Below are 20,386 nucleotides of genomic sequence, written 5' to 3'. Positions count from 1 at the left end.
ATCCGTCCAGTCGATGGGCAAAGATAGAGGTGCGAAACTCGCAGTCTACGGCGCGGTCCAGTCTGTTGCCTGAGAAAACACTTACCGGGCAGTGAACGGTCGCGGAGGAATTGGGGCACGGATGAATACCACTGTTGGCGTGATCGGCGGCGGTCAGTTGGCCCGGATGATGATTCCGGCCGCGGTGAATCTCGGCATCGAGCTCCGGGTGCTGGCCGAGGGCGAGGGGATGAGCGCCGGCCTGGCCGCCGTGCAGGTCGGCGACTACCGCGACCGCGACGTCGTGCTGGCATTCGCCGAGTCCGTCGACGTGATCACGTTCGACCACGAGCATGTCCCGCAGGAGATCCTGCGCGAACTCGTCTCCCGCGGGGTGGCCGTGCACCCGGGGCCGGACGCGCTCCTCTACGCCCAGGACAAGCTACTGATGCGGCAGCGACTGACCGAACTCGGCCTGCCGGTGCCCGACTGGGCCCGGGTGGAGACCGCCGCCGAGCTGGGCGAGTTTTTGGCCGGCCACGGTGGCCGCGCGGTGGTCAAGACGGCCCGCGGCGGTTACGACGGCAAGGGCGTGCGGCTGGTCAGCCACGAGCACGAGGCCGATGACTGGTTCGCCGCGCTCGCCGAGGACGGCAACGCGGGCGCCCTCCTGGTCGAGGAACTCGTCGACTTCCGGCGCGAGCTGGCCCAGCTCGTCGCCCGGCGGCCCTCGGGCCAGATCGCGGTCTGGCCGGTCGTGGAGACCGTGCAGAAGGGCGGCGTCTGCGCGGAGGTCATCGCCCCCGCGCCGGGGTCGGAGGGCCGGCTGGAGCAGCTCGCGGCCGACATCGCCGTGCGGGTCGCCGAGGGTGTCGGCGTGACCGGGATGCTGGCCGTCGAGCTCTTCGAGACCTCGGACGGGCGGCTCCTGGTCAACGAACTGGCGATGCGCCCCCACAACAGCGGCCACTGGACCATCGAGGGGTCCACGACGAGTCAGTTCGAGCAGCACCTCCGGGCCGTGCTCGACCTGCCGCTGGGGGCGACGGATGCCCGCGACCCCTGGACGGTCATGGTCAACATCATCGGCGGGCCGGGGGTCGGGGCGCTCTCGGAGCGGTTCCCGGCGGCGTTCGCGGCGCATCCGTCGGTCAAAGTGCACACTTACGGGAAGGCCCCGCGCCCGGGCCGCAAGGTCGGCCACGTCACCGCGGGAGGCTCCGATCTGGACGATGTGGTCTACCAGACGCGTGCCACTGCGGCGATCTTTCAGGACTGAGCCATAAGATCGACTCCGTGCCTGAGACTTCCGTGCCCGAAACCGCTTCGTCGGACGAATCCGTGACGCCCCTTGTCGGCGTGGTCATGGGATCCGATTCCGATTGGCCCGTGATGAGCGACGCCGCGCAGCTGCTGCGCGACTTCGGCGTGCCCTTCGAGGTGCAGGTCGTCTCGGCGCACCGCACCCCGGAGAAGATGATCGACTACGGCAAGACCGCCCACGCGCGCGGTCTCCGGGTGATCATCGCCGGCGCGGGCGGCGCCGCCCACCTGCCCGGAATGCTCGCGGCCGTGACCACCCTCCCGGTCGTCGGCGTGCCCGTGCCGCTCGGCCGCCTCGACGGGCTCGACTCGCTCCTGTCCATCGTTCAGATGCCGGCCGGCGTTCCGGTGGCCACCGTCTCCATCGGCGGCGCCCGCAACGCGGGCCTGATCGCCGTCAAGGTGCTCGCCACCGCAGACGACTCGCTCCGAGTCAAACTGCTCGACTACGCGGAGGCCCTCGCCGCCCAGGTCGAGCAGAAGAACGCGGCCCTCCAAGCGAGACTATGACGAGCGCCAGCAGCCCGATCCGGAGACCGGACCTCGGTTCCCCCCAGGTGATGACCAAGCGGGCCTGGTGGCTCGTGGTACTCAATTTCGTGCTGCCCGGCTCCGTTCAGGTGTTGGCCGGCAGCCGCCGCCTGGGCCGGTTCGGCCTGCGGATGACGTTCACGCTGATCACCCTCGCCGTCATCGCCGGCGTGGTGTACGTGCTCTGGCCGACGGTCGTCCTCACGGTCTTCACGAACTCGATCGGCCTGTGGGCGGCGGCGTTGCTGCTCGCGGTCTACGCCGTGGTCTGGCTGGTCCTCACCCTCGACACCCTCCGGCTGGTTCGGCTGGTGCGGGCTGTCCCCCGTTCCCGCCCGGTGATCGCGGCCCTCACGACCGTGCTGATGGTGGCCGTGGTCGGCACGGCGGGCTACGGCGCCTACCTGGCGACGACGGCCAGCGGGTTCCTGTCGTCGGTCTTCATGGCCGGCCCGACCGAACCCCCCGTCGACGGCCGTTACAACATCCTGCTGCTCGGCGGCGATGCCGGACCCGACCGCGACGGTCTGCGCCCCGACAGCATCTCCGTGGTCAGCATCGACGCCGAGACCGGCCAGGCCAGCATGATCGGCTTGCCCCGCAACCTCGAGGACGTCCCGTTCTCGCCCGGGCCGCTGGCCGACCTGTACCCGGAAGGGTACGGCGCCATCGACGGCTGCGAGGTCGACGCCTGCATGCTGAACTCCATTTTCACCGAGGTCGAGCTGAAGAGCCCGGAGATGTACCCCAAAGCGGTCGACCAGGGCAGCGAGCCCGGAATCGAAGGCATGCGCGACGCCGCCCAGGGCGTCACCGGGCTGACGATCCAGTACTACGTTCTGATCGACATGCAGGGCTTCTCCGACCTCGTGGACGCGCTCGGCGGGGTCGACATCACCGTCGACCACCGGGTACCGGTGCACAGCGACGACACCTTCACCAAAGTCGCGTTCTGGTTCGAGCCCGGCAGGCAGCACATGGACGGCTACCACGCCCTCTGGTACGCCCGCTCACGCCACGACACGAGCGACTATGACCGGATGGTGCGGCAGCGGCAGGTGCAAGAGGCGATCCTCGCGCAGGCCAACCCGGCCAACGTGCTGTCGAAGTTCCAGGCCGTGGCATCGGCCGGGTCCCAGGTCGTGAAGACCGACATCCCGCAGGGCATGCTCGGCTACTTCACGAACCTCGCGTCCAAGACCAAGAAGCTGCCGATCAAGTCGGTCGAACTGGTTCCCGACAACAACGTCGACCCGGAGAATCCCGACTACGACGTCATCCGCAGCCTGATCCAGGAAGCCCTGGCCCCGCCCGCGACCGACGCCCCGGCCCAGTAAGGGGCCGCCGGCCTACAGGTCGGCGTGCAGCAGCCAGACCCGCTCGGCGGAGTCGCGCCAGCTGAACGCGCGGCCCCGGTCGCTGCCGAAAATGCTCAGCCGGTTGGCCAGCGCGGTGTCGGTCAGCACCCGGGTCAGGGCCGCCGCGAGCCGCTCGGGGTAACCGGCGGCATCCTCACGCTCCACGGCCAGTCCGGCGTCGCCGGCGGCCTCGAGCAGGGCGGGCGCGTCGGAGTGGATGACCGGGATGCCCAGGTGGAACGCCTGGATCATCGGTCCGGCGAAGCCTTCCTCCAGGCTCGGGTAGACGAACACGGCGGCCCGGGAGATGACCACGGCGAGTTCCTCGTCGGTCAGGCCGTTCATCGCACGCACCCGGCCCCAGGGCAGGCCGGCCTCGTCCGCGACGGAGGCCAGGTCGAGTTCGCCCCAGGTGTCGGGTCCGAGCACGATCAGGGGAAGATCCGGGGATCCCGGCAAACCGAGGCCGGCGATCAGGGCCGTGATCGCCTTGCGCGGTTCCAGCGTGCCGACGGTGACGATGTACTCGGACGGCAGGCCCAGGCGTTCCGCGATGATCTCGGTCGCGGAGGAGTTCGACGGCAGCCGGAGGCCGCTTCCCACCCCGCCGCCGATCACGCGCACCCGGTCGCCGAAGTCAGCGATCTCTGCCAGCTGCTGGGCCACGGCGTGGCTGGGCACCACGACCGCATCCGCGTGCTTGCGGGCGCGCCGCACCATGGCCTTGGTCCAGGCCACGGTGGTGGGGGTGAGGGCTTCCGGATGCGTCCACGCCAGCACGTCGTGGATGGTCACCGCGACCTGGCTGCCGTCCTTGACCATGCTGTGGCGGCGCAATGGGGCCAGCAGCGACGGGGCGTGGATCATGCCGGACCCGGACGTGTTGGCGATGCCCAGCTGCCAGGCCGCGGCGAGCTCCCGGCGGGGAAGCGTGGTCTTGTGCAGGCCGGCCAGGCCGGGCAGGGCAGCCTCGATCAGGGCGTAGTGCTCGGCCGGGGAGGACGACACGATTCCCTCGACGTCGCACTCGGCCGGGGCCGCGGCGATCAGGGCCCGGGTCAGTTCTTCGGTGTAGCGTCCGATTCCGCCCGGGACCGGTGCGATCATCTGGTCCAGGACAACACGCAGGGTGGTCATTTGTCTTCGAAGATCCCCTGCTGGGCCGCCGCGGTGAGCGCCTCGCGCCAGTCGCGGATGGGGGCCAGGCCGGCAGAGGCCCAGGCGTCGTGCCCGAGCACCGAGTACGACGGCCGGGGGGCCGGCCGCACGAACTGCGAGCTGTCGGTGGGGGTGACGCGCGCCGGGTCGAGGCCGGCCGAGGCGAAGACCGCCTGGGCGAAGCCGAACCAGCTCGTCACGCCGGAGCTGGTGCCGTGGTAGATGCCGGAGGGCGCGCCGGAGTCGAGCAGGGCCACGATCTGCGCGGCCAGGTCGGCCGTCCAGGTGGGCTGGCCGACCTGGTCGTCGACGACGCTGAGGGTGTCGCGCGCGGCGGCGAGCTTCAGCATGGTCTTGGGGAAGTTCGGGCCGTGCTGGCCGTAGAGCCAGGCGGTGCGCACGATGTAGCTGCCCGTCGGGTGTCCCTGCAGCACGAAGGCTTCGCCGGCGGCCTTGGTGCGGCCGTAGGCGGAGATCGGGTCGATCGAGGTGTCCTCCGGGTATGGGGAGGTGGCCCTGCCGTCGAACACGTAGTCGGTCGACACCTGCACGAGCTTGGCCCCGGTGGCGGCCGCGGCCAGCGCCAGGTTGCGCGGGCCGGTCGCGTTGATGGCGTACGCGGCATCCTCGTTGGTCTCGGCATCGTCCACCTTGGTGTACGCGGCGGCGTTGATGATGACGTCGAAGCCGGTGGCCGCAGCCAGGACCGCGTCCTGGTCGGTGATGTCCAGCTCGGCGCGGTCGAGGGCCGTCACGTCGCGGCCCGCGAGGGCGGCCTGCAGGTCGCGGCCGAGCATTCCGGCCGCGCCGGTGATCAGGTACCGCGTCATCAGCTCAATGCCGCACGGGCCTTGAGCGGCTCCCACCAGGGGCGGTTGTCCCGGTACCACTGCACGACATCCGCGAGGCCCTGCTCGAACGGAACGAGGGGCGCGTAGCCGAGTTCGGCCTGGATCTTCGAGATGTCCACGGAGTAGCGCAGGTCGTGGCCGAGACGGTCGGCGACCCGGTCGACGTAGGACCAGTCCTTGCCGGTCGACTCGAGCAGCATCTCGGTGAGCTCCTTGTTGGTGAGCTCTATGCCGCCGCCGATGTTGTAGATCTCACCGGCGCGGCCGCCGACGAGCACCATGGCGATGGCGCGGGTGTGGTCGTCCACGTGCAGCCAGTCACGGATGTTGTTGCCCTCGCCGTAGAGGGGAACGTGCTTGTCGTCGATCAGGTTCGTCACGAACAGCGGGATGACCTTTTCCGGGAAGTGGTACGGCCCGTAGTTGTTCGAGCAGCGCGTGATCGAGATGTTCAGACCGTGCGTGCGGTGGTAGCTGCGGGCGAGCAGGTCGCTGCCGGCCTTGGAGGCCGAGTAGGGGGAGTTCGGCTCGAGCGCGCGCTCTTCGTTCCACGAGCCCTCGGCGATGGAGCCGTAGACCTCGTCGGTGGAAACGTGCACGAAACGCCCCAGGTCGTGGCGCAGGGCCGCGTCGAGTAGCTGCTGCGTGCCGAGCACGTTCGTCTCGACGAAGATCGACGCGTCGCGCACCGAGCGGTCCACGTGCGACTCCGCGGCGAAGTGCACGACGGCGTCGAGGGAGGGGAAGAGTTCGTCGAGCAGCGCTGCGTCACGGATGTCCCCGTGCACGAACGAGTACCGCGGGGACGCGGCGAACGGGGCCAGATTCTCCAGGTTGCCCGAGTAGGTGAGGGCGTCGAGCACGACGACCTCCGCGCCTTCCAGACCGGGGTAGGCGTCTTCGAGGGTGCGCCGAACGAAGTTCGAGCCGATGAAACCGGCTCCGCCGGTGACGAGGATCTTCATATGGAGGTAACCGTTCCGTTTGATGAAAGTGCCCCCGCGATTCTACCGGACAGCGCTTGGTAGACTTCCCCGGTGAAGATCCGCGAACTCTCCATCCCCGATTCCTACGAAATCACTCCGAAGCAGTTCGGCGACGACCGGGGGGTTTTCCTCGAGTGGTACCGCTTCGACCGCCTCGAAGAGACGATCGGGCACCGCCTCGACATCGCTCAGGCCAACACGTCGGTGTCCAAGCGCGGGTCCGTGCGCGGCATTCACTTCGCCGACATCCCGCCGAGCCAGGCCAAGTACGTCACGGCCACGCACGGCGCCGTCCTCGACTTCGTCATCGACATTCGCGTGGGCTCCCCGACCTTCGGCCAGTGGGACAGCGTGCTGCTCGACGACACCGACCGGCGCGCGATCTACATCGCCGAGGGCCTCGGTCACTGCTTCGTCGCGCTCACCGACAACGCCACGGTCAGCTACCTCGTCACCGCGCCCTTCAACCCGGGCCGCGAGCACGGCATCAACCCGCTCGACGCCGACATCGGCCTCGTCTTCCCGCCCGAAGCCGGCGAACTGCTGCTGTCCCCGAAAGACACGGATGCGCCGAGCCTGGCCGAAGTGGCCGCCAGCGGCCTGCTGCCCACCTGGGCCGACGCGCGTGCGTTCTACGACTCCCTGAACGAAGGAAAGTGACAATGCGCGGAATCATCCTCGCCGGCGGCTCCGGCACCCGGCTGTGGCCGATCACCAAGGCCATCTCCAAGCAGCTGATGCCCATCTATGACAAGCCGATGGTCTACTACCCCTTGTCGACGCTGATGATGGCGGACATCAATGAGATCCTCATCATCACCACGCCCGAGTACAACGACCAGTTCCGGGCACTGCTCGGCGACGGATCCCACCTCGGCCTGCGGATCGAATACGCCTCGCAGCCGTCACCGGACGGGCTCGCCCAGGCGTTCATCATCGGCGAGGAGTTCATCGGGGACGAGAGCGTCGCTCTCGTGCTCGGCGACAACATCTTCCACGGCGCAGGCCTGGGTTCAGCCCTGCGAGGCAACGCGGACCTGGTGGGCGCGCGGATCTTCGCGTACCACGTGAGCAACCCCAGCGCCTATGGCGTGGTGGAGTTCGACGAGAGCATGACCGCGCTGTCGATCGAGGAGAAGCCGACGAAGCCGAAGAGCAATTACGCGGTGCCCGGCCTCTACTTCTACGACAACTCGGTCGTCGAGATCGCGAAGACCATCGAGCCCAGCGCGCGCGGCGAGCTCGAGATCAGCACCGTCAACGAGCGCTACCTCGCCCAGGGCAACCTGCATGTGCAGGTTCTCGACCGCGGAACCGCATGGCTCGACACGGGCACGTTCGAATCGATGATGCAGGCGTCGGAGTACGTGCGCGTGATCGAAGACCGTCAGGGCTTCAAGGTCGGCTGCATCGAGGAGATCGCCTTTCGGGCAGGCTGGATTGACAAGGCTCGACTCGCTGAGTTGGCCGCCCCGCTCGTCAAGAGCGGTTACGGACGCTACCTCTTGGGTTTGCTGGGCAACTAACGGAGCACTCGTCGCTCTTCGATCCGGGCGCGGATGGATAGCCCGGTGGAAAGCACCAATCGCAGGGGGAAAAGCACGGGTCCGGGGTACTTCTTGAAGAGGAACCTCTTCGCGCTGTCGTGATGAGCCCGGATCATGCGTGCGGACTCGCCCTGAGTGGAGTGTGCGCCGGTATGGACGACAACAGCGGACGGCTCGTAGACATTGTGAAAACCGAGCTTCCCGATCCGATAGCCGAGATCGACGTCTTCGAAGTACATGAAGTAACTCTCATCGAATCCGTTCAACTGGTCGAAAACGGATCGCCGCACCAGTAGGAATGCGCCAGACAGCCACCCGGCGTCCCTCCGAACCAGCTCGGCACCCGTTTCCCGTCGGTAGCGACGCGTCCACGGGTTCCCCTGCCACAGATTCGCGAAGAGGGCGTGCCCGACTCCGGACCTCAGTGAGGGAATCGTGCGCGCCGACGGGTAGACGTCGCCGGCCGCGGAGAGGATGCGCGGGCCCACTGCACCGATTGATGAATCGCCGGTTACCGCGGCGAGGAGCACGTCGATCGATCCTGGTTCAGCCGTGACGTCGGGATTGCTGACCACGACCCATTCGATCTCCGCAGGAAGTCCCTTGACGGCCTCGTTGATCGCCTGGCCATAACCTCGATTCGAAGCCAGCGGCAGGTACTCAGCGCCGGCGAGAGCGGTCATCGTTGCGATGGCATTCGAACCCTGGGACGGTTTGTTATCCGCCACGATCACGCGCAGAGGGACATCGGCTGCCGCTTCCAGAGACGCGAGGAACGGGCCGAGAACTTCTTCCGACCCATAGCTCACGGTTACGACTGCGACACGGGAGGAATCTAGGGGAGTGTGGGGTTCGGTGGCCATAGGGACTCAATCATAGTTCTAGGCTAGATTGATCTGCGGCCATACCGACCGGCCGCCCAGTGAGGTTACATGCGATACCTGAAGGAAGTTCTCGCTTCGCGAGAACTTCTGGCCAACTTGACTCTTCGTGAGATCAGAGGCCAGTACAAGCGCACTGTCTTCGGGCAGCTGTGGTCTCTCGTCAACCCGCTTGCGACGATGCTCGTCTACACGATTGTCTTTGCATTCATCCTGAGGGTTACGCCGCCCCCCGGTGACCCGTCCGGGCTCAATATCTTTCCCGTCTGGCTCTTGTGTGGGCTCCTCCCTTTCACGTTCTTCTCGGCCTCGGTACAAACCGGTATGGGTTCCATCCTTGCTAATGCAGGCCTGGTGCAGAAGGTCCATTTCTCGAGAATCGTTCTACCGCTTTCGACTGTTGGTTCGATTGGATTCAACTGGCTGTTCGAAATGGGTGTCCTGGTCGCCGTTCTTCTGATTTGCGGTGCATGGGTTCTGCCCTGGTTGCCGTTCGTCCTGCTGATGATGGTGATCCTGGCGGTTTTCGCTGCAGGCCTGGTGCTCGTCCTGGTGATCGCGAATGTGTATTTCAGGGATACTCAATATTTCGTCGGTATTCTCATGCAGATATGGATCTACATGACGCCCATCATCTATCCCATCTCGCTGGTGGAGGCGCAGTCCGCGCGTATTGGGCCCCTTATGGGCACAAACGTCACGGTTCTTGATATCTACCGATTGAATCCCATGGAGCGGTTCGTGGCGGTCTTCCGGAACCTGCTCTATGACAATCGTTGGCCAGAGGTGAACGATGTCTTGTTCTGTGCCGTATCCGCGGTTGCCGCCTTGGCTGTCGGCCTCTGGGTATTCCGGCGCAATGAGAAAGGTTTGGCTGAGGCACTGTGAGTGACATAGCTGTGAAGGTGGATGGGCTGAGCAAGAGCTTCCGCCTCTATCACGAGCGAAACCAGTCCCTGAAGTCGACCATCATGCGTGGTCGACGCTCCGTCCACGAGGATTTCTGGGCGCTGAAGGATATTTCATTTGAAGTACCCACCGGTTCGACATTCGGACTAATCGGAAGCAACGGTTCAGGCAAATCCACGCTGTTGAAGTGCCTTGCGAAGATCTACTACCCGGAAAAGGGGACGATCACGTCGAGAGGCCGTCTCGCCGCACTTCTGGAGGTGGGTTCCGGGTTCCATCCCGAGCTTTCCGGAAGGGACAATGTTTTCCTTAACGGTTCGATTCTGGGCATGTCCAAGAAGGAGATCACCCGTAAGTTCGATGAGATCGTCGACTTCTCCGGGGTCGAGCAGTTCATTGACCAGCCGGTCAAGAACTACTCGTCAGGGATGTATGTGCGCCTGGGCTTCGCGATCGCGATCAACGTCGACCCGGACGTTTTGGTCGTGGACGAGGTTCTCGCCGTCGGAGACGCGGAATTCCAGGAGAAGTGCAGGCTCAAGTTCGTCGACTTCAAAGAGGCGGGTAAGACCGTCATTCTCGTCAGTCACTCCATGTCGACTGTTCAGGACATGTGTGACCACGCAGCTTGGCTCAATCACGGTGAACTCGTTACGGCGGGCGAGGCCACCCCCACCATCAGCGCTTATCTCGACTCGCTTTCCTTTGGAGGAAACCTGTGACGTCCCTTCCTGGCACCGCGGCTCCAGTGAGCGAGAAGGAAAAAGTGCAGATCTCGATTTCCGAGGCTCTGGGCGGCCACAGGAACTCCCTGGGGCTGATCCGCCTGATCCTCGCGTCGGTGGTGATCTTCGACCATGCTTTCCCACTCGGCGGCTACGGCGCGGACCCCTTTTTTCGGCTCACCCGAGACCAAGCGTCGCTGGGTAGCCTGGCGGTCGCCGGCTTCTTTGCCATCAGCGGATACCTGATCGCGAAGAGCGGGATGTCCTCGGACGTCGTTCAGTTCCTGTGGCGACGTGTCCTCCGGATCTTTCCTGCGTATTGGACTGTTCTCCTCCTGACCGCCCTCGTGATCGCACCCATCGTCTGGGTCACCACGGGCCACGCCATCTCGAACTACTTCACCCTCGCCCCGAACAACCCGCTGAACTATTTCACGGCGAACTGGACGCTGAACATTGGCACCTACGGCATCTATGACATCTTTGCGACGACGACTCCGTACGGACGCGAGGTGGGAGCGAGCGTCTTCAACGGTTCAATCTGGACGCTGATCTACGAGTGGCAGTGCTACCTGCTCATCGGCGCGGGAGTGGCATTCGGTGTCTTCTACAAAGCGAAGATCCTGGTGCCGATCGTGACGATGCTTCTCTTCGTGATCCAAATCGTGAACGTGACGAACCCCAGCGGTCTGGCGGCGATTGCGCCTTACCTATCGGACACGCAGCGGATCACGCTGACCTTCACATTCATGCTCGGCGCCTCCATCGCCGTCTACTCCAAAAAGATCGTGTACGGAAACGGTCTCGGGATACTTTCTGGCCTGGTCCTGCTTCTGAGCCTTCGCTATGGCGGTTTCATGACGATCGGCGTCATCGCGGGAACGTATTTCGTGCTGTACCTCGCCGCCAGCCTCCCGCGTCAGGTGCAGTGGGTTGGATCGAAGAACGACTATTCCTACGGGGTCTACATTTACGGATTCTTGGTACAGCAAGTCACGGCCCATCTCGGATGGTACAAGTTCGGATACTTTCCCTATGCGCTGATCGCCCTGGTACTCACCTTTGGCTGCGCCTGGTTGAGTTGGCATCTTGTGGAGAAACGCGCGATGGCTCTCAAAGACTGGGGCCCCGGCAGAGGCTGGAGCCACTGGTTCGACAAGGCGAGAAGCTTGCGGCCCCTCCGTACCGCACAGCCAGTACCGGTAACGTCTACCGTGGCCCCCGTGCCCGTTGTTTCGCAAATGAAGGAAGATTAAAGTGACTGCAAAGAATTCCTCGACAGTATTGGTGACGGGCGGCGCGGGCTTTATCGGCAGCGCTTTGTCTCAGAAACTGGCACAGCAATATGACCGGTGGGTGGTCCTCGATTCCCTGCACCCTCAGGTTCACGCGAGCGGTTCGCGGCCGGCCGACCTCCATGAGTCCGCCGAACTGATCGTGGGGGACGTGACGGACCCTGCGGTCTGGGATTCGGCTCTGGCCGGCGTGAAGCCGGACATCATCATCCACCTCGCCGCCGAAACAGGGACTGCTCAATCCCTGCATGAAGCCAGCCGACACGCCTTGGTCAACGTGGTCGGGACGACCGAGATGCTGGACGCACTGGGTCGCACGGACCACCTTCCGACCCACATCGTTCTGAGCAGCAGTCGCGCCGTCTATGGGGAGGGCCGATGGGAGAAAAGCGACGGAACGGTTTTCCGTCCGGGTCAGCGCTCTCACGCCCAGTTCGAGGCCGGACAATGGGATTTCCCTGACGCTACGGGATTAGCGAGCCTTGCGGCAGAGAGCGTTCCGGCTCCGACGAGCGTGTACGGAGCAACGAAGCTCGCCCAGGAGAACATCCTCTCTGCGTGGGGCGGATCGCACGACGTGCGCATCTCCATTCTTCGCCTCCAGAACGTATATGGACCGGGTCAGTCCCTCATAAACTCGTACACGGGCATTGTGTCCCTGTTCTCCCAGTGGGCTCGGGAAGGCAAAACGATCCCACTGTACGAAGACGGTCAGATCGTTCGCGACCTGGTCTACATCGAGGACGTGGCTGATGCCTTCGTCGCGGTCCTCAAGCGCCAGTCCGGTGCCCCCCTGCCGGTGCTCGATGTCGGGTCAGGAGTTGCGACGACGATTGAGCAGCTGGCGCAGGCGATCGCGGACTACTACGGTGCCCCTGCTCCTGTGGTGAATGGCGCGTACCGAGATGGAGACGTGCGTTTCGCTGCCTGCGTCATCGATGACACGCTTCGTGAACTTGAGTGGACCCCACGTTGGAGCGTGGAACGCGGACTCGCTGCACTTCAGGCGTGGATTGGGTCAGAGCTGGAATCCAAGGTGGGCATCGCTCGTGCCTGACGTGCGCAGTCTCGTTGTACAGTCCGTTCTTTTCGGGAACGCGCCTCGGGAAATCGTGCGAGCGGCGGAGGCCGTGGCAACGTCCGTCAAGTGGGCTCGGGCAGAGGGTTTGATCGGCGAATGGTCCCTGCTGCTCGGAGATTGCAGTGACGTCGAAGTTCTCGACGCGTCTCACCAGGCGGACATCCGGTCTCTGGTCCTCGACCAGGGTGGGTCGTTCGAGTACCACGTTTTTGGGGCGAACCTGGGTTCCGCCGCCGGTCACAACGCGCTTGCGCCAAAGGCCGTCTCAGATCTCATACTTATCCTCAATCCGGACGCTGTGGTCGCACCCGACGCCGTTGAAGCTCTGGCGCGCGTGGTTGTCGGCTCAGTCGGTATAGCCGAGGCTCGCCAGGTCCCCCTGGAACACCCCAAGGATTACGAGGTGGCGACAGGCAACACAAGTTGGGCCTCGACAGCCTGCGCTCTGACGCCGCGGCTCGCGTTCGACCGTGTGCACGGCTTCGACTCGAAGACCTTCTTCCTGTATTGCGACGACGTCGACTACTCGTGGCAGCTGAGGCTCGCGGGCTATCGGGTCGTGTACGAACCGGCGGCACGGGTCTTCCATGACAAGCGCCTGACAGTGACCGCCGACTGGCCTGCCAGCAGTGCGGAAGTCTACTTCTCGGCAGAGGCGGCTATCTTTCTGGCACACAAGTACTCGCGCCCAGATCTGGTGTCAAAGCTCGTACGCCAATTCCGCGCGGAGGGGACCGAAGTCGCTCGGAAAGTGGTCGAGAGCTTCGAACGCAGACGATCAGAGGGGACACTGCCGCTCCCGGTGGATTCCTCCCACACAGTTGCACAATTTATCGGAGGCAACTATGCCGTCCACCGTTTCTGAGGCAGTCGCCACCGTGCGCACGTCATCGATCTCCGGGCTGGTAGATCACCTGCTCTCCGAGCCTGCGATTGACCCCCGCCTTGCGAGCGCCTTGCACGCAGTCCAGGAAGCGATCGCTGAGCCGGTCGCCGACGGGCCGTTCCTGAGCGTCCTGCTCAGAACTCAGGGGCGCCGGCTGGAGCCCATCAAGGATGCCCTTCTCTGCCTTGCCGGGCAAACGAGCCAGGACTTCGAGGTCATCGTCATCGACCACGACTCCGACCCGGTCGGCGCCGCAGCGGTGCGGAAGATCATTGCCTCGCAGCCGGCGTCCTTCGGCGGACGGATCCGCATTCTGGAGGTCAAAGGCGGGAACCGCGCGCGGCCGCTCAACGCGGGCATTCACGCTGCGACGGGACGCTACATCGCCGTCTTTGACGATGACGACCTCCTATTCGGGAATTGGGTTGCCGAATTTGAGCGTGTTGCGGAGACGAGCAGCGGCCGGTTGCTGCGTGGGGTGGTCGCCGTCCAAAACGTCGCTCCTGAGAAATGGCCCCAGGCACAGGAAGGTTTTCGAACCATCTCCTGGCCCAAGGCCGCCTACCCGCGGGAGTTTGACCAGCTCGCTCACTTTGAGGTCAACTACTCCCCATTCATGTCGTGGGCCTTCCCCCGGAGCCTTTTCGTCACCTACGGGCTGGAATTCGATGAGGACCTCACAGTGTGTGAGGACTGGGACATGATTCTGCGAGGGTCCACCATGTGCGGCGTGGATGACGTCAATGCTCTCACCGCCATTTACCGTCGTTGGGAAGGCGGAGCGTCCTCTTATACCGACCATTCGAAGGACTCGTGGGCCTGGTCTGAGGCTCGGGTCTGGGAGAAGCTCGACGGGTCGACGCTGGTGCTACCGTCTGGAAGTGTCACGGATGTGCGGTGGCTTCTGGCGGGTCGAGGAGCCCGCAACGAGCTCAATGCATTGGTCCACAGTCCGGCATGGAGGCTCGCGAGACCCCTCCGGGGCTTCGTACGTGCGGTCCGATATGGACGCGCCCTTGCCGGCAAGGCCCGGCGACGTGTGAGGTGGTAGACGGCCTCGCGCCCACCACACGGCCGGGCGCTGACGTCCCACGTGGTCACGCTCAAGCCACGGCCCGGCCGACCCGGGTACTTCTCGGTGATGGGGGACTCGCGGCCGAGGTTCTGGAATACGGCGGCTCAGTGAGCTCCGCCTACCGGGCCGTCACTGGCCACTACCTCGACGACGCACGTCCATGGCAGGTCGACGTCGAGGCATCGAGTCCGGACCTGTACGTGTTGCCGGTGACGGCGGCCGTGGGTGCCCCCGGCCTCCGTCGGGAGCTGGTCCACGCTTGGGCGGGAACCCAGTACACCACGATCATCGCCCCCAGCGCATACGTTGCTTCCAGCGCTTCGCTCGCGGGGGGTTGTATCGTGGCGCCGCATTCTGTTGTCTCGTCATTCGTCCGGCTGGGCCGGCACGTCGTTGTCAATCCGGCCTCGACGATCGGCCACGGTACGGACATCGGTGACTATGTCACCATCTCTCCGGGGGTGCACGTTGCGGGGAGATGTGTCTTGGGGCATGGAGTGTTCCTGGGGATCGGGGCAGTCGTGTCCAGCGGAGTATCCGTCGGCTCCGGGACAATTCTCGGGGCGGGCGCGGTATTGCTCACAGACGCCGAGCCCGATTCCGTTTATCTGGGGATTCCGGCACGCAGGGTGCGTGCCAGTGAGGACTGGTTACGTGTCATATAAGGTTCCATTCATTCGGCCGTCGTTCCCTCGGGCAGAGGACATCGCGGCCGACATGGGCCGGATCGTCGAGGCGAATTGGTACACGAACTTCGGTCCCTACGAACGGGAATTCTCGGAGGCCCTCGCGTCCTATGTCGGCCCGGGATTCAAAGCGGCCACCTTCGCCAATGCCACATTGGGGCTTATGGCGGCCCTATCCGAGGTCATCGGACGTGGCGACGGCTCGAAGTTCATCATCGTGCCGTCCTTCACCTTCGCGGCAGGTCCTCAGGCAATCGACTGGTGCGGTTACCAGCCACTGTTCATCGACGTCGAGGCGGACACGCTCCAGCCTGACTTGGTGGCTGCCCAGACGGCGCACGCCGAGTTCGGGAATCAAGTCGCGGGCATCCTCTTGTGCAACACGTTCGGGATCGGCAATTCCCGGGTCGACGAATGGGACCGCTGGGCGCGGGAAACTGGACTTCCGCTGGTCATCGATTCGGCGGCCGGATTCGGTTCTGACTATGCCGACGGCTCGAAGGTCGGGCGCGCGGGCGTGTGCGAGGTGTTCTCGTTCCACGCTACGAAGCCCCTGGCAGTGGGGGAGGGCGGCGCGGTGGTCTCTTCAGATGTTGATCTGGTGTCCCGCCTACGCTCGTTCCAGAACTTCGGTTTCAACGCTTCCGGGGGTGGGGCGACGTCGCTTGGACTGAACGCCAAATTGCAGGAGATCAACGCTGCGATCGGGCTGCGACAATTGTCCACGCTCGACCGCGCGCTGACAACGCGACGAACCGTCGTGAATCGATACCGTGACGAGTTGCCGCGGCCCTTTTTCCGCTTTCCCCAGCAGATCGAGTTTTCGTCGGTGTGTTTCGCGACGGTTGGCCTGCCGGATACTGCCAGCCAGAAGCGAGCGCTCGCCCTGCTCCAGAGCGCGGGTGTAGAGGCCAGGAGCTACTATTCCCCGGCCGTGCACCGGCAGGACTACTTCAAGACTTCAGCACGCATCGGATCCCTGCCCGCCACCGAGCACGCTGTGGCGACGGGTATTTCTCTGCCCGTGCACCAGGACATGGATCCCGCTGACGTCGACCTAGTGATCTCGACCCTTCGCGCTCTGGCAGGCCTGTCATGAGTCGGCGGATCGGCAAAATTCGTGACGCCATCGTCAACCAGCTGGTCGGCGTGAACGTGCGGACGACCACGGCGGCTTTTCACGAGTATTTGGAGTACGAGGAACTCCATCGCGGCGAATGGCGTGCCCCCTTGGAGCACATGAAGGCTGCAACCCACGAGGAATTCGAATATCTCCGGCGCCGCATGGTTGCCCAGACCGAGGTTCTTCGTCGGCAGCTGGACGACCTGGAGCGCCTTCGCAGCGAACTGGCGCAAATTCGGCGGACTCCGCAGTACGCAATGGTTTTCCAGGACCCGGAGCCCCTGGTTTCCGTCCGAATCGCTTCGTACAGCAAGACCGAAGAACTGATCGATGTCGCGTTGGCCTCAGTCCTCGCGCAGACCTACGAGAGATTCGAGATCGTCGTGGTCAATGACGGCCCCAACGAGCGCACGCGCCGTGCAATCGCGGCTCTCGGCGATTCCCGGATCAGCTTCCACGAATTGGAGCAACGTGGTTCGTACCCGGAAGATTCGCGCAGTCGCTGGATGGTGGCGGGGACTCCTGCCGCTAACCGTGCGGCCCGATTGTCGACCGGGTCGTGGATTGCGCCGTTGGACGACGACGACGAGTTCACTCCCGACCACATCGAGAAGCTGGTGTCTCTCGCGCGATCCCAGCACGCCGAATTGGCGTACGGAGCCCTCGTCCAGAAGAACCTGGTCACCGGTGACGAGGTGCGGATCTGGAGCGAGCCTCCGATGATCAGCCAGTTCAGTTTCCAGGGGGCGCTTTACTTGCGCCAACTAGCGGATGTCTTTGAGTACAGCATTGATGCCTGGCTCCTGGACGAGCCGGGGGACTGGAACCTCATCCGGCGGATGACCCAGGCCGGTGTTTCGATGGCAGCGACGTCTGACGTCGTGGCAACAATGAACATGATCCCGTACACGCACAAGGATCTGCCTTTGGAGCCGACGGACCAGACCTAGGCGACGGCAATCTCCTACCACTCCAGGATCAAGCCGCCCCAGGACAATCCCACGCCGAAGCCCAGCAGCAGGACCCGCATGCCATCGCGGAGAGCGCCCTGCCGCACGGCTTCGGCCAGGGCGATGGGGATCGAAGATGACACAGTGTTGCCCGTCGTTTCCATGGACACGAAGAACCGGTTTTCATCGATCTCGAGCTTCTTCCGCAGGTGTTCGAGCATGAACGAATTCGCCTGATGGAAAACGAACAGGTCGATATCGCCCTTCGCGAGACCCGCCTTGTCGAGGATCCGATCGACGGACGACGGAACGACGCGGATAGTGAAGTTGAAGATTTCGGGGCCATCCATGAACAGGTCGTAGCCGTTGCTCGTCTGGTCACCTCTGAGGGCAGCGTCGTGGCCCACGGCGCCGGTCCGGAGCCCTCCATGGGGAACCATAAGGTGTCGTGCTCCCGAACCGTCGGTGCCGTAGGTAATCGCCTGGAGCGACGCAGGCACTCCGTCGCTACTTACGAGGGTGGCGGAGGCGCCGTCCCCGAAAATGGTCCGAACGGACTTATTGTCCGCATTGATGAACTTGCTGTACGTGTCGGCGGTGATGATCATGACCCGGTCCGCCTGACCGGACTCGATCAGTCCCTTCGCGAGCCCAAGCGAGTAAATATACCCCGAACAGCCAAGATTGACATCGATCGCGCCGACTCTGGTGTCCAGACCGAGTCGATCCTGGACGACGCAGGCCGTCGTGGGCAGGAAATAGTCAGGGCTTTGCGTGCAGACGATCAGATAGTCAACGCTTGCCCGGTCGATGGCGTGTTCGTCGAAGAGGGCTGCTCCTGCTCCGACAGCGAGATCCGAGGCGAATTCGTCTGCGGCGGCAATGTGGCGGGTGTTGATTCCCGTCTTCTTGGCGATCTTGTCAACGCTCCACTCGGGGAAATCCCGGGTCAGATCTTCATTGGTCAGCGTACCCGTCGGCAGGAAGTAAGAGACGCATGAAATTTTGGCTGGCATCTATCTGCGCTCCCCAATGGGCCGGGCGGGGTTGCCGAAGACCGTCGATCCGGTCGCAACATTTTTGAGAACCAGTGATCCGGCGCCGACGACGGCGCCGGCACCGACCTGCTTTCCGGGGAGGATCGTGACCGCGGTGCCCAGGAATGCCGAATTCTCGACTGTCGCGGCTCCGAGAAGGTTGCACGCCGGGCTGATCGTTGCGAAATCGCCGATGGTGACATCGTGTCCGACAACGCAGTTCAGGTTCACGTGAACGTGGGACCCCAGGCGGATGTCACTGCTAAAGATCGACCCCGGGCACAGGATTGAGCCCGGACCCACGGTGACGTTAGCCCCAATGATGGTCCGATCGTGGACGAAGGTGGCGAATCGTGCCCCCCGGGCAGCGAGCCGCTCAACCACGACGCGGCGGGCCGCTGGATCTCCGATGGCGCACAGGACGAGGTCGCCCTGGCCAGGCTCATACCCGTCGAAGGTCGCGATGATGGGCGCGCGCACCGGCACCTCCGGTTCGTAGTCGTTTAGGAAGACAATCGAGCCGATGTCCTCCTGCTCGCGGTAGGCGGGCGACGAATCGACCCACGTGTGCACCTCGCGGCCGAAGCCGCCGGCACCGACAATAACCAATCGCGTACTCATTGCGCCGTGTAACCTCCGTCGACAGCGATGACCGATCCGGTGATCCACCGGGAGGCATCGGAAAGCAGGAACAAAATCGTGGCGGCAACGTCCTGTGGCGTACCCAGACCGAGGGGATGAGCCAGACGGATGCTCTCAAAGGCCTGCGGCCCGATGGTGCGCGCGAGGTTCTCGGTCATCTCGGTCTCAACGATTCCGGGGCACACCGCGTTCACGCGAATGTCCTGCCGGGCCAGTTCGAGAGCAAGGGATTTGGCCAATGAGACCAAGGCGCCCTTGGACGCCGAATAGACGCTCGTCCCGGCCTGACCGACAAGGCCGAGGCTTGAGGAGAGTAGGACGATGCTCGGGGCCACCTTCTGAACCTGCCGATGCCTGAACCCCTTGGCCAACATGATGGCGGCATTCACATTGACGTCCATGACTCGACGAATATCCGTGGGTTCAACTGACGCCAAAGGCCGTGCGCTGTGGAGACCGGCGCAGTGCACGATTGCGTCGAGGCCTTCCATCGACCGGGCGATTCCCTGCACAAGGACGGGGATTCCTTCCAGATCGGAAAGGTCGTACTCCACGGACGAATGGCCTGTCCCTCGAAGCCGGGCCATGGCGTCCGCGAGACGGGCGGAGTCCCGGGCCAGAGCAACCACGCGGCCGCCATGATTGGCAATCTCGATCGCTGTCGCGAGCCCGATGCCACTGCTCGCGCCTGTTACCAGGACGCGCTTGCCCTCGATTCCGAGAAGGTAGCGGATGTTTACATCACCGTTTGTGCGTCGGCGACCAGCGCTAGCAAGTCCTGTACGGTCTCGCAACGAGCCAGCCCCTCGGCGTCGAGGGGCACGTTGAAGTGAGAATCGACCGCCGCGATGAAACTGAGGTTGGCAAGGGAATCCCAATCGAGCTCAGACAGCTTCTGTTCGGGAGAGACCGTCCCGGCAGGTACCTCGAGGGTGTCTTCAACGATCTGCATCAAACTGGGCTGGTCCACGGGGGCTCCGTCTTCATGCTGCGCTCGCGCGCCGGTCGAGTATCAATCAGGTAAGACTACCAGTCGCCCTTTGGCCGCACTCGGTGTCTGCTTAGGCTGTGTGCGGCCCCGCCTGGCCGAATGTCGAGCAACACGCCCGGTATGCACGGCGACTTGTTGCGCCGTACGGTAACTTTGGAGGGCGTAGGCTGGCGAATCGGGGATAGGTGTGGCTACAAGAACCAAAGTACTTCTCTGGGTGGGTGGCACAGCCTTGGGGATCGCCGCAATCGGCGGCATCACGACGCTCGCAATCAACGCCTCAGGGGGCGAAGGTTCGACACCGCCCAGTGAGTTCACGATGCCCCCGGTCACCCGGGTTCCGTTGGTCTCGCCAACTCCGCTGCCCCTCCC

At 64.1% G+C, this 20,386-nt stretch carries 22 protein-coding genes; 14 read left to right on the top strand and 8 right to left on the bottom strand.

All coding sequences use genetic code 11. From position 1 onward, the window contains the following. The first annotated feature begins 121 nt into the window (after nt 1-121). From E3O49_RS11055 to E3O49_RS11045, 3 genes are all read left to right on the top strand, one after another. Nucleotides 122-1,258 carry a 5-(carboxyamino)imidazole ribonucleotide synthase gene (locus E3O49_RS11055; protein ID WP_134404598.1) on the top strand — a complete coding sequence of 379 codons (1,137 nt, stop codon included), beginning with the start codon at nt 122-124 and terminating at the stop codon, nt 1,256-1,258. Between the two features lie 86 nt (nt 1,259-1,344). After that, entirely contained in the window at nt 1,345-1,812 is a 468-nt protein-coding gene (gene purE, locus E3O49_RS11050; protein ID WP_134364860.1) for a 5-(carboxyamino)imidazole ribonucleotide mutase, read from the top strand. Beyond that, a complete protein-coding gene (locus tag E3O49_RS11045; RefSeq protein WP_134364838.1) occupies nt 1,809-3,170 on the top strand; it encodes an LCP family protein in 1,362 nt (453 codons plus the stop codon). Before purE ends, E3O49_RS11045 begins: the two co-directional genes overlap by 4 nt. Nucleotides 3,171-3,182: 12 nt before the next feature. Here the strand turns inward: E3O49_RS11045 and E3O49_RS11040 are convergent, their stop codons facing one another. The 3 genes from E3O49_RS11040 to rfbB are packed head-to-tail and all read right to left on the bottom strand — an operon-like array spanning nt 3,183 to nt 6,165. Further along, on the bottom strand, nt 3,183-4,328 hold the full coding sequence (locus tag E3O49_RS11040) for a glycosyltransferase family 4 protein (RefSeq protein WP_134403318.1): 1,146 nt from the start codon (nt 4,326-4,328) through the stop codon (nt 3,183-3,185). Further along, nucleotides 4,325-5,179 (bottom strand): dTDP-4-dehydrorhamnose reductase, encoded by an 855-nt coding sequence (gene rfbD / locus E3O49_RS11035; RefSeq protein ID WP_134451573.1) that lies wholly within the window; start codon nt 5,177-5,179, stop codon nt 4,325-4,327. The genes E3O49_RS11040 and rfbD overlap by 4 nt, the downstream gene beginning before the upstream one ends. Next, entirely contained in the window at nt 5,179-6,165 is a 987-nt protein-coding gene (gene rfbB, locus E3O49_RS11030; RefSeq protein ID WP_134451571.1) for a dTDP-glucose 4,6-dehydratase, read from the bottom strand. Before rfbB ends, rfbD begins: the two co-directional genes overlap by 1 nt. Before the next feature lie 72 nt (nt 6,166-6,237). Between rfbB and E3O49_RS11025 the strand changes: the two genes are divergently transcribed. Beyond that, complete coding sequence (locus E3O49_RS11025) at nt 6,238-6,846, top strand: dTDP-4-dehydrorhamnose 3,5-epimerase family protein (RefSeq protein WP_134434166.1); 609 nt, start codon at nt 6,238-6,240, stop codon at nt 6,844-6,846. A 2-nt stretch (nt 6,847-6,848) separates the two neighbouring features. Continuing rightward, a complete protein-coding gene (rfbA, locus tag E3O49_RS11020) occupies nt 6,849-7,712 on the top strand; it encodes a glucose-1-phosphate thymidylyltransferase RfbA (RefSeq protein ID WP_134434165.1) in 864 nt (287 codons plus the stop codon). Here the strand turns inward: rfbA and E3O49_RS11015 are convergent. Beyond that, complete coding sequence (locus E3O49_RS11015; protein WP_134403322.1) at nt 7,709-8,596, bottom strand: glycosyltransferase family 2 protein; 888 nt, start codon at nt 8,594-8,596, stop codon at nt 7,709-7,711. The genes rfbA and E3O49_RS11015 overlap by 4 nt on opposite strands. A 69-nt stretch (nt 8,597-8,665) precedes the next feature. Here E3O49_RS11015 and E3O49_RS11010 point away from each other — a divergent pair, with 69 nt between their 5' ends. From E3O49_RS11010 to E3O49_RS10970, 9 genes are all read left to right on the top strand, one after another. Further along, entirely contained in the window at nt 8,666-9,502 is an 837-nt protein-coding gene (locus E3O49_RS11010) for an ABC transporter permease (RefSeq protein WP_134403323.1), read from the top strand. Next, nucleotides 9,499-10,245, top strand: a complete 747-nt coding sequence (locus tag E3O49_RS11005) for an ABC transporter ATP-binding protein (protein WP_241976237.1) — start codon at nt 9,499-9,501, stop codon at nt 10,243-10,245. The genes E3O49_RS11010 and E3O49_RS11005 overlap by 4 nt, the downstream gene beginning before the upstream one ends. A gap of 26 nt (nt 10,246-10,271) precedes the next feature. Continuing rightward, nucleotides 10,272-11,504 carry an acyltransferase family protein gene (locus E3O49_RS11000; protein ID WP_160141092.1) on the top strand — a complete coding sequence of 411 codons (1,233 nt, stop codon included), beginning with the start codon at nt 10,272-10,274 and terminating at the stop codon, nt 11,502-11,504. Between the two features lies 1 nt (nt 11,505). Next, complete coding sequence (locus tag E3O49_RS10995; protein ID WP_134403325.1) at nt 11,506-12,600, top strand: NAD-dependent epimerase/dehydratase family protein; 1,095 nt, start codon at nt 11,506-11,508, stop codon at nt 12,598-12,600. Then, nucleotides 12,593-13,489: a glycosyltransferase family 2 protein gene (locus tag E3O49_RS10990; RefSeq protein ID WP_134403326.1), complete on the top strand. Its 897-nt coding sequence runs from the start codon at nt 12,593-12,595 to the stop codon at nt 13,487-13,489. Before E3O49_RS10995 ends, E3O49_RS10990 begins: the two co-directional genes overlap by 8 nt. Continuing rightward, the gene (locus E3O49_RS10985) at nt 13,470-14,561 is read left to right on the top strand and encodes a glycosyltransferase family 2 protein (protein WP_134403327.1); all 1,092 of its coding nucleotides are present in this window, start codon (nt 13,470-13,472) and stop codon (nt 14,559-14,561) included. Before E3O49_RS10990 ends, E3O49_RS10985 begins: the two co-directional genes overlap by 20 nt. Before the next feature lie 131 nt (nt 14,562-14,692). Next, the gene (locus E3O49_RS10980) at nt 14,693-15,250 is read left to right on the top strand and encodes an LbetaH domain-containing protein (RefSeq protein ID WP_160141091.1); all 558 of its coding nucleotides are present in this window, start codon (nt 14,693-14,695) and stop codon (nt 15,248-15,250) included. Then, entirely contained in the window at nt 15,219-16,370 is a 1,152-nt protein-coding gene (locus E3O49_RS10975) for a DegT/DnrJ/EryC1/StrS family aminotransferase (RefSeq protein ID WP_256359921.1), read from the top strand. Before E3O49_RS10980 ends, E3O49_RS10975 begins: the two co-directional genes overlap by 32 nt. Beyond that, nucleotides 16,367-17,344, top strand: a complete 978-nt coding sequence (locus tag E3O49_RS10970; RefSeq protein WP_134434163.1) for a glycosyltransferase family 2 protein — start codon at nt 16,367-16,369, stop codon at nt 17,342-17,344. The genes E3O49_RS10975 and E3O49_RS10970 overlap by 4 nt, the downstream gene beginning before the upstream one ends. 14 nt (nt 17,345-17,358) lie before the next feature. Here the strand turns inward: E3O49_RS10970 and E3O49_RS10965 are convergent, their stop codons facing one another. Genes E3O49_RS10965 through E3O49_RS10950 form a run of 4 tightly spaced genes read right to left on the bottom strand, consistent with a single transcriptional unit; the run spans nt 17,359 to nt 19,993 of the window. Beyond that, entirely contained in the window at nt 17,359-18,360 is a 1,002-nt protein-coding gene (locus tag E3O49_RS10965) for a 3-oxoacyl-ACP synthase III family protein (RefSeq protein ID WP_134434162.1), read from the bottom strand. Further along, nucleotides 18,361-19,002: a NeuD/PglB/VioB family sugar acetyltransferase gene (locus E3O49_RS10960; RefSeq protein WP_134403332.1), complete on the bottom strand. Its 642-nt coding sequence runs from the start codon at nt 19,000-19,002 to the stop codon at nt 18,361-18,363. Then, nucleotides 18,999-19,817, bottom strand: coding sequence for an SDR family NAD(P)-dependent oxidoreductase (locus tag E3O49_RS10955; RefSeq protein WP_241976239.1), 819 nt, complete (start codon nt 19,815-19,817; stop codon nt 18,999-19,001). The genes E3O49_RS10960 and E3O49_RS10955 overlap by 4 nt, the downstream gene beginning before the upstream one ends. Next, a complete protein-coding gene (locus E3O49_RS10950; protein ID WP_134403333.1) occupies nt 19,760-19,993 on the bottom strand; it encodes an acyl carrier protein in 234 nt (77 codons plus the stop codon). Before E3O49_RS10950 ends, E3O49_RS10955 begins: the two co-directional genes overlap by 58 nt. Between the last annotated feature and the right edge of the window lie 393 nt (nt 19,994-20,386).

The organism is Cryobacterium shii (assembly GCF_004402595.1).
Taxonomy (GTDB): Bacteria; Actinomycetota; Actinomycetes; order Actinomycetales; family Microbacteriaceae; genus Cryobacterium; species Cryobacterium shii.
Note: the sequence above shows the minus strand (reverse complement) of the source record. Positions and strands in the feature narration are given on the sequence as shown.